The following is an 8,622-nucleotide window of genomic DNA, read 5'->3' as shown; positions in this document are numbered from 1 at the left end:
AGAGCTTCTCCTACAAGTCGGTCATGGACGGTATCCGTGCCGGCCGTGTCTGGGTCGACCACGGCGGACTCATCAGCGGCCTGAACGCCCAGCTCCGCTCCGGCGGCCGCGCGGTCACCCTCGGCGGGATGCTGCAGGTGCGCCGCGGCAGCCAGGTCGACCTGGTCGTCGAGGTCAGCCTCGCCAACGGCCCCAACTGGTCGCAGTTCGTTCCGACGCTGGCCCGTCTGGACGTCATCCAGGGCGATGTCACCGGCCCGACCGCCGACAAGGACACCTTCACCACGCCGAACACGAAGGTCGTCAAGTCCTTCGTGGTGAACAAGTCCACCGGCTCGGTGCGCCTGACCTACTCCCTGGGCCAGGTCGACAAGCCGGTGTACGTCCGGCTGCGCGGCACCGACGGCAACCGCATGGCCGTCGGTCTGCGCGGCGCCTCCGTCGACCCGGCCGGTCCGGCCATGGATGTGCTGGGGGACGCCGACCCTTGGAAGGACCTGTGGTTCTACTCCAACCCCATGTGGGTCCTGCCCGCATGACGGCACCGCACGACGCGTCCGGCGTCCACCTCGTCATCGGGGTGGACGCCGGTACGGCGACACTGCGAGAGGCTGACCACCTGATCCACGATCTGGTGGAGCGTCTCGGCCTTCCCTCGGGCACGATCGCCTGCACCCACCTGATCCGTACCGCCGAGCGCCGTGGCACAGCGATCTCGCTGGCCCTGCCCGACGCCGCTGCGGCCGACGCGGCATTGCACCTCCTCCCCGCTGCGGCGGAGCAGACGGACTTGGGCGCCGTACTCGCAGAGCGTGCCCACGGTCCTGCCGTGGCCATCCGCGCGGCGGCCCTGGCCGCTGCCGAACACGCGGACCGACAGGGCGGCCGGGCCGTGGTGTACGCCGGCGCGGAGCGCCTCACCGGCACGGTCACCGTGGCCGATGTGCTCGCCCTCACCGCCATCGACCGCATCACTGTGGTCGGCGCACCCCTGGGGGACGGCGACGGGCCCGACCCCGCCACACCAGTGCTCACCCGCGATCACGTCCGGCCTGAGTGGCGGGACGGACGGCTCACCCTTGCCCTGGTCCCGGCTGTCGGTGGTGCCCTCGCGCCCTTCGAGGTACCGAACCCGACCCCCTGCTGCGCCGATCACGCCTGACAACGGCGGCGTCCGCTGTCCCGCAGTCAGGTCCTCACTCCGGGTCGGCTCGGTGACAGCCAGGTTCTGACCGAGCCGCGCCGTGGGTCGTACATCTGGGCGTGATGCCATGTCCGCTCGGACTCCTGCTGGGCGTCCTCGGCACCCGGTTCGAGGTGGTCACCTGGCGCGAAGGCAGCAACGGCATGATGACCTCGTGTTTCGCCTTGCTCGAAGTGCGACCGTCTGCAGCGGCCCCGCGGTGACTGCTCCGGCACCTGGTCACGGGCGTGTTCCCGGGCGGCGCCATCTCGTCATGGAGGGAGGCCGCGAGGGCCTGGACCTGCTCGCGGTGGTCGGCCGCGATCGCCCGCCGCAAGGGCAACCTGCTCACCGAGGCCGTTCGTCTCCTGCCGGACCTGCTGCGTCTGGTCTCCCGGCTCGCTCGCGACAGGTCGTTGCCGCGCCGTACCCGCTGGCTGCTATGGCTCCTGGTCGGCTACCTGGCCCTGCCCATCGATCTGGTCCCCGACTTCATCCCCGTTCTCGGCTACGCAGACGACGCCATCGCCGTCGCCCTGGCGCTCCGCACCATCATCCGGCAGGCCGGCACCGGTGCCCTCGCCCGGCACTGGCCCGGCACCGCAGACGGCCTCAGCGTCGTACGCCGTCTCGCGGGCCTACCCGCCGACGCACCCCAGGAGTAACAGGAGCAGGCCCTCACTCAACAGGAGTTCGTCCGAGGAATCCATCTGTTCGTTCCCGAACTGCCCGCATCGCTTGGGATTCATCACGATCAGCGTCCTCGCTTCTGGTCATGCCCGTTCGGGCGTCTTCCAGCGTGCACGGGTCGTCGTCGGTGTGGCGCTGCTGGGGCTGCTTGCCACCGGGGTGCTCAGCGCCTGACGGATCGCCGGCACGACGACGGATGTAACACTTGCTACATTCAATCTCGTGACGAACTCGGAGACGGGGAGCCGCTGGGTCATCCTCGTAATCAAGGTGCCCGCGGAGCCCAGCCGGCACCGGGTGGCGGTGTGGCGCGAGCTGCGCAAGATCGGTGCCCTCTCCCTCGGCCAGGGCGTGTGGGCCGTGCCGGATGTGCCGGTCTTCGCCGACGGCATCGCTCGCGCGATCACGCTGACCGAACACGCCGAGGGGCAGGCATTGACCCTCAACGCAGCAGGGCGCGGCCCCGAGGACGGGGCGCGCTTCCGGGCGATGTTCACCGCCGCCCGGTCCGATGACTGGCGTGAGTTCCTGGCCGACTGCGGCAAGTTCGAGGAGGAGTTGGCCAAGGAGATCCGCATCGCCAAGTTCACCCTCGCCGAACTGGAAGAGGAAGAGCAGTCGTTGGAGCGACTGCGTCGGTGGCACCGGGATCTGACGGCGCGCGACGTCTTCGGCGCTCCCGAGTCGGCCGAGGCCGCCAGGCGGCTCAAGCAGTGCGCTGCTGCCTGTGAGGACTATGCGGAGCGCGTGTTCCGTGCTCTGCACCTCGCGACGGAGGAGGGCGAATGAGGGGGAGCACCGCGATGCGGTCGGCGTCGCCCCGCCAGATGTGGCCGCTCTACGCGGCCGGGTTCACCACGGCCTTCGGCGCTCACGGCATCGCGGCCAATCTCGGCGGCTTCTCCGGGGACGCCGTGACCTCCCTGCTGGTGCTCGGTGGGCTGCTCGCCTTGTACGACGGCGCCGAAGTCGTCCTCAAACCCGTCTTCGGCACCCTCGCCGACCGCATCGGCGCTCGCCCCGTACTCCTCGGCGGCCTCATGGCCTTCGCCGCAGCGTCCGCCCTCTACGTCATTGCGGACAGCCCGGCCTGGCTCTGGGCCGCTCGTCTGGGTCAAGGCGCCGCAGCCTCCGCCTTCTCACCGTCGGCCTCCGCTCTGGTCGCCCGGCTCAATCCCGACGCCAAACACGGCCGGGCCTTCGGTAGTTACGGCTTCTACAAGTCGATCGGCTACACCCTGGGTCCGCTGCTCGGGGGCGTCCTGGTGTGGGCAGGGAGCCTGCGACTTCTGTTCGCGGTGCTGGCTGTGCTCGCTGCGGCAGTCGCCGCATGGGCCGCACTCGCCGTGCCGGTCGTACCGCCCCTGCCGAAAGCCAGGCAGACGGTGCTCGACCTGGCACGCCGCCTGGCCGACTCCTCCTTCCTCGCCCCGACCGCCGCACTCGCCGGAGCCACCGCCGCCCTCTCGGTCGGCGTGGGCTTCCTGCCGGTCTCCGGTCGGGCAGCCGGCCTGGGCACGGTGGCCACCGGCGCGGCTGTCTCGGTGCTGGCCGCCTGCGCCGCCGTCGTCCAGCCGAAAGCCGGCCGTGCCCGGGACGAGGGCCGCATCACCGCGGGTGGCGGAATCGCTGCCGGTCTGCTGCTCACCGCCACCGGATTGGCGAGCGCCACGCTGCCCGGTCTCACCGGCGTCCTCGTCGGGGCCGCCCTGATCGGTGCGGGAACCGGTTTGATAACCCCGCTCGGCTTCGCCACCCTGGCCTCGTCGACCCCTCAGGAACGCCTGGGTCAGACGATGGGCGCAGCCGAACTCGGGCGCGAGCTCGGGGACGCGGGCGGCCCGCTGCTCGTCGCGGGCGTCGCGACACTTGCGACGCTCACGTACGGGTACATGGCCCTCGCTCTCCTTCTCGCGGTCGGACCGGTGGTGGGACTGCTTCGCCGGCGATTCAGCACATCCCTCGAGCGTCGCGCTCCGACGAGCGACACATCCGACCGGCCGTGAGCACCGTCCCACCGAGGATGCCCGTCGTCTCGCCCGGAGCGACGGGGGCTGTACGTCCGGTGACCCCACCTCGAGAACGACCGTTGCCGTTCTTGACGCGACCAGATCCGCGTCGCAGAGTGGACCGGATAGTGGGAGGTGAATTCCACGATTCGGTAAAGAGGTGGTGGGGCCGCGCTTGACGCGCAGCAGCACGCCTAGCCGCGTTGCTGTGGACGGCGGCAGGTCTCGCCGCACCACCGTGCACGGGGGCTCGTACGACCCGCAGGACTGCCCATGGACTTCTACTCAACACTCAGCCGGACGCCGAAGTGGGTGGGCGGCAGGTTCAGACAACACGGGGTCGGGATTCCCGGTGTCCAGGGGCGGCGCTTTCGACGCGGATTCCGCAGTCGCGGCCCGTCATCGCCTGCCGGGGGCTTGTACATAGGCGGAACCGCGGTCTCGCTGATCGTGGCGATCACTCTGGCCGCTTCTCGCGTGCCCTTGATCATGCACCTGTCTCCCCTGCTGGTAGCGGCCCCCACCTTCACGGCGGCGTTCGCCCGCGTCCGGCTCACGATCGGCATCGCCCTGCTGGCCTGCGCGGCGACGGTCGTCATCGATACGCACGACCTGCTGCTGCACTCACCGGTTCTGGCCATCCACATCGGCGCCTTGCTGGTGGTCTCGAGCTTCGTGGTCGCCGCACGAGCCCTGCACGACCGTGACCTGAGAGAACTGACCCAGGTGCGGGCGGTGTCCCAGGCCGCCCAGCAAGTGCTGCTGCGACCGATTCCGCGACAGCTGGGCCCGGTGGCCATCGCCTGCGCGTACCGTGCGGCGGCCGAGCACGCCATGGTGGGGGGTGACCTGTATGCCGCCGCCCGTACCGGCACGACGACGCGCATTCTCATCGGCGACGTACGCGGCAAGGGGCTGGCGGCCATCGAGGACACCTCCGCCGTCCTCGGCGCGTTTCGCGAGGCCGCACCCGAGCACGCCACACTTCCTGAGCTGGCCGCGTCGCTGGAGCGCAGCGTGCGCAGGCACCTGGCCGAGCTCGCCGCGTGCGACCCCGAGGCAGGCGAGCGCTTCATCACCGCGCTCCTCGTCGAAATCCCGGATCAGGGTGGTGTTGCGCGTTTCGTCAGCTGCGGGCACCCCCCGCTGCTACTGAGGCACGGCGGGAGTGTGCGGGCGCTGGAGACGCTCCGGCCCTCCCCACCGCTCGGTCTGGCGAGCACCGATCCGGACGCCTATCGCCTCGAGTCCGTTTCGTTCGGCCCCGGGGACACCCTGCTGCTCTACACCGACGGCGTCATCGAAGCCAGGGATGCCGAGGGCGACTTCTATCCGATCCTCGACCGAGCCGCCGCCTGGACCTGGGAAAACCCCGATCGTCTGCTGCGGCACATCGGCCGGGACCTGGACATCTACACCGGCGGGTATCTCGAGGACGACCTCGCGATGGTGGCCGTCCGGTGGGGTCCCGCTCCGGGTGCGGTCATGGATCCGTGCTTCTCTCGACCGACCGTGTCCAGCGAGGCCCGCACATGAGTGAGGCCCTCACATGAACGGGACCGCGGCGGCCGCGGGCCCCGACGGCGCCGCGGTCAGGCGTTCGGCCAGAGGATGAAGTCGGGGTAGGCGCGCCGGTCGGGCCGGTCGCCGAGCTCCTTGATCGCCGCGCGAATGTCGTGCAGGTGGCGGGTGGTCATCTGCAGCGGGGGCTCTTCGGGCTGGTAGGTGGTCCGGATCGGGTAGTCCACCCCCGGCTGCCGGGTCATCTCGATGTGACAGCCGAGCACGTGGGTGACCGGTCTGCGCTCGGTGAACTCGATCAGGCGGTCGATGGTCCGGGCGAAGGCCGGCCAGTCCCGGATGTAGAGCCGACCGGGATAGACCGTGTCACCGGTGAGCAGGAACCCGGTCCACGGGTCGTAGAACGTCACCGCCGCTTCGTGATGGCCGGGGGTGGCCAGGCACTCCAGCACGCGGCCGCCGAGATCGATGCATGCCACGGCGTCGGGGTCCTGGGTGAACCCGAAGTAGTTCCATGCCTGGGTGCGATGCGCGCTCACCACCGTCGTGGCGGGGCGATCGGTGAACTGGGTGTCGCCCGCGATGTGGTCGCCGTGCGGATGGGTGTGCACGACCAGCAGGTGGTATCCGTCGCGGGGATGCCGGACGAGCCAGGCTACGACCAGTTCGTCGACCGTTCGGCGCAGGGGGAAGAACTCCGCGGACGCGGTCGCACCCGTGTCGATCAACACCGCCTGAGCGTCCCCGAACAGCAGGAACAGAAACGGCGCCTCGTAGTTGACCGCCATGTTCTGCCGGAGAATGAACGTGTTCTCGTCGTATCCGTGGACCTGGATGTCCGGATCGGTGTTGTGCTTGGCCGACGGCGAGCCATGGATCCATCGGACGTCGAGTGCGCGTGGCCGGGGAACGCCACCGCCGAAATCGATCAAGGCCTCGCCTGCTTCCGTGAGGAAACCTCCGGTCCGTCGTCCTGGCGGACCCGTCCGGGCGGAGGGGGCACGGCGCACATCTGGTGTGGGGCAGGCGGCCGAGCACGTTCACGGGGACGCTACCACGTGACATGCCGCTGCCCTGGAGGCTCGGTCACGCGGAGGAGGCGGCCGCTCCGGCCGCTGGGAGAACGGGCTGAGCCGTGCGCGGGGTACGGGCGGCCAGGAGGAGTGCGGCACCCACGGCCCACAGGGTGAGCGTCGCCAGCGGAGGGAGCACATGTGCACCGTCGAAGTAGGTGATGTCGGCGACGGCGCGGACGGCGGCACCGGGCGGGAGCAGTGCCGAGACGGACCGCGCCACGCCGGGCAACAGGTCGGGGCCGACCGTGGCGCCGCTGGTGGAGTTGCCCACGGTCAACAGCAGCAAGGTGGCCAGCGGGACACCCACCGGGCCGAAGTACGTGCCCAGGAGCTTCGTGGTGAATGCCGCGGCCGCCGCCAGGAGAGCCAGTACGAAGGCGAGCGGGAGGAACGGCGCAGGTACGGCACCGAGTACGGGGCCGGCGATGGCGGCGGCCACAAGGCCCGATGCGGCGGAGAAGACGGTCACCAGGGTGAAGCGATGCCGCAGATGCAGCAGCTTGCTCAGCCCCAGCACGTTCTGTGCGAGGACGAACCCGGAAAGGGTCACTCCGAAGGAGACGTAGAACCCCGCCAGCCCGCGTGCGTCGTACCGGTCGAGGGGCACCACGTCGGACACGGTCACATGCCGGCCGGAGCCGTGCGCGTACGCCGTGACGATGGCCTTGACCGCGGTCGTCGTCGACACGCCGTTCGCGCCGGCGACGTCGAGCTTCAGGTCCCTGCCGTGATGCTGCGCGCTGAGTGCGGCCACCACGTCGCGATGCTGGACCGCGTCCCGCGCCTGATCGGACGAGCCGGTGGGCCGGACGTCGATCGCATCCCCCAGAGCCTGCTGGATCTGGCTCGCCAGCCGAGGTCCCGTGACCGCCACCGGCAGGCGGTGGGGCTGGGGGTCCCGCTGGAGACCGATGTAGCAGGTGACGAACGCGGAGACGATGACCAGACCTATGAGAAACGGCTGCAGCCAGATACGGACAGGTGTCCGGCGTCTGGCGTGCGAGGCCTGGGGGAGCTGGGGGTGCACTCTGGGATCTCTCCATGATCGATGGCGGACCGGGGTCTGCGCCGCAGGGGGAAGGAGGACGTCGGCAATCGCGGGGGCGTCAGACGGCCGTCCGGTCACCGGAAGCGGATGTTGCTCAGGTCGATCGAGACCATGACCTGCTGCACCAGGGGCCGGCCGTCGGTGTCGCGGCGGTAAGCCCGGCGGATGGTCGGCAGCAGGATGCCGTCCGCCTCCACGAATTCGTGGACGTACTGCGCGGCGGCGAATCCACCGGCCACGTCGACGTGGTAGTCGTGCCGACGCAGGAGGTGGTCCGGGCCGAAGTAGAAGTCCTGCTCGGTGCTGTGGCTGGCGATCTCGGGCGGGAAAACGGCCCGCAGCCCCCGCCAGATCTCGTTTCCCTCCCGCCACGGCGCGATCTCGGTGACCGTGAAGCCCGGCATGGCGAGCACGAAGGGGGTGGTGAGATACGTCCACAGCGCGTAACCGTTGAAGTAGGCGCGGTCCAGCGGGTCCCACGGGCTCTCCAGAGTGTGTCCGGAGAACGACGTCCGCGGGTCCTCGCGTTCGGCCACCACGCGTCCGTCGAGCTTTTCGATGCTCACCCGACCGGGCGTGAAGTCGGTCCGTTGGTCGGGCGCACCGAAGGGAGTGACCGAGGCACGCTCCTCGTGCAGTCGGACGCTCATCTCGCGAGGGGCGGGATCCTGCGGCAGCCCCTTGATGGTGAACAGGTCACCACCGCTGACGATGGTTGCCTGCCCCTCGGTCAGCTCCTGCCAGCGAGCCATCCCGCCGTGGGCTTCGATGGCCTGCGTGAGCAACTCGTTCACGTGGGTTTCCTTGGAGTGTTGCGTGTGGTGTGGGGGAGCCGGGTGCGATTCCGGGCCGGCTCGTTCATGCGGGCCGCGCGTGTGGAGCGCACCGTGACTGTGACACCCGGAGTTCGGCACCCGCCGAACGAAATGAGCGTATGCATTTCGGGTGCTTCAAGCAACGAAATACGCCTGGGTGTATCTCACATATTCAGCGCAAGCGGATCACACCCCCCGATACTGCCCGCGGCGTCGGAGGGGTGAGGTCTACGGTGCGTTCTGGGCCCGCTGCCGTGCCCGGTAGGCCCGCAGGTTCGCT

At 69.8% G+C, this 8,622-nt stretch carries 9 protein-coding genes and 1 pseudogene; 7 read left to right on the top strand and 3 right to left on the bottom strand.

Features of this window, described 5'->3' with window-relative positions:
- The 7 genes and pseudogenes from VXC91_RS39825 to VXC91_RS39795 form a co-directional block, all read left to right on the top strand.
- Window positions 1-539 (top strand): annotated as a pseudogene (locus tag VXC91_RS39825) (histidinol-phosphatase); the annotation flags it as partial.
- Window positions 536-1,162, top strand: coding sequence for a hypothetical protein (locus tag VXC91_RS39820; protein WP_329512239.1), 627 nt, complete (start codon window positions 536-538; stop codon window positions 1,160-1,162). The pseudogene VXC91_RS39825 and the gene VXC91_RS39820, both read left to right, overlap by 4 nt.
- Window positions 1,163-1,431: 269 nt before the next feature.
- Entirely contained in the window at window positions 1,432-1,848 is a 417-nt protein-coding gene (locus tag VXC91_RS39815; RefSeq protein ID WP_329512238.1) for a YkvA family protein, read from the top strand.
- 73 nt (window positions 1,849-1,921) lie between these two features.
- Complete coding sequence (locus VXC91_RS39810) at window positions 1,922-2,047, top strand: hypothetical protein (protein ID WP_329512237.1); 126 nt, start codon at window positions 1,922-1,924, stop codon at window positions 2,045-2,047.
- A 48-nt stretch (window positions 2,048-2,095) separates the two neighbouring features.
- On the top strand, window positions 2,096-2,662 hold the full coding sequence (locus VXC91_RS39805) for a Chromate resistance protein ChrB (protein ID WP_329512236.1): 567 nt from the start codon (window positions 2,096-2,098) through the stop codon (window positions 2,660-2,662).
- Window positions 2,663-2,700: 38 nt separating this feature from the next.
- Window positions 2,701-3,879 (top strand): MFS transporter, encoded by a 1,179-nt coding sequence (locus tag VXC91_RS39800; protein ID WP_329512240.1) that lies wholly within the window; start codon window positions 2,701-2,703, stop codon window positions 3,877-3,879.
- Between the two features lie 492 nt (window positions 3,880-4,371).
- A complete protein-coding gene (locus VXC91_RS39795) occupies window positions 4,372-5,418 on the top strand; it encodes a PP2C family protein-serine/threonine phosphatase (RefSeq protein WP_329512235.1) in 1,047 nt (348 codons plus the stop codon).
- A gap of 56 nt (window positions 5,419-5,474) precedes the next feature.
- Here VXC91_RS39795 and VXC91_RS39790 read toward each other — a convergent pair whose 3' ends face one another.
- The 3 genes from VXC91_RS39790 to VXC91_RS39780 form a co-directional block, all read right to left on the bottom strand.
- Complete coding sequence (locus VXC91_RS39790) at window positions 5,475-6,335, bottom strand: MBL fold metallo-hydrolase (RefSeq protein WP_329512234.1); 861 nt, start codon at window positions 6,333-6,335, stop codon at window positions 5,475-5,477.
- Window positions 6,336-6,489: 154 nt separating this feature from the next.
- Entirely contained in the window at window positions 6,490-7,506 is a 1,017-nt protein-coding gene (locus VXC91_RS39785; RefSeq protein WP_329512233.1) for a hypothetical protein, read from the bottom strand.
- Between the two features lie 95 nt (window positions 7,507-7,601).
- Window positions 7,602-8,321, bottom strand: coding sequence for a hypothetical protein (locus VXC91_RS39780; protein WP_329512232.1), 720 nt, complete (start codon window positions 8,319-8,321; stop codon window positions 7,602-7,604).
- Window positions 8,322-8,622: the final 301 nt, after the last annotated feature.

It is taken from the genome of Streptomyces chiangmaiensis, from assembly GCF_036281785.1.
Classification (GTDB): domain Bacteria; phylum Actinomycetota; class Actinomycetes; order Streptomycetales; family Streptomycetaceae; genus Streptomyces; species Streptomyces chiangmaiensis.
Note: the sequence above shows the minus strand (reverse complement) of the source record. Positions and strands in the feature narration are given on the sequence as shown.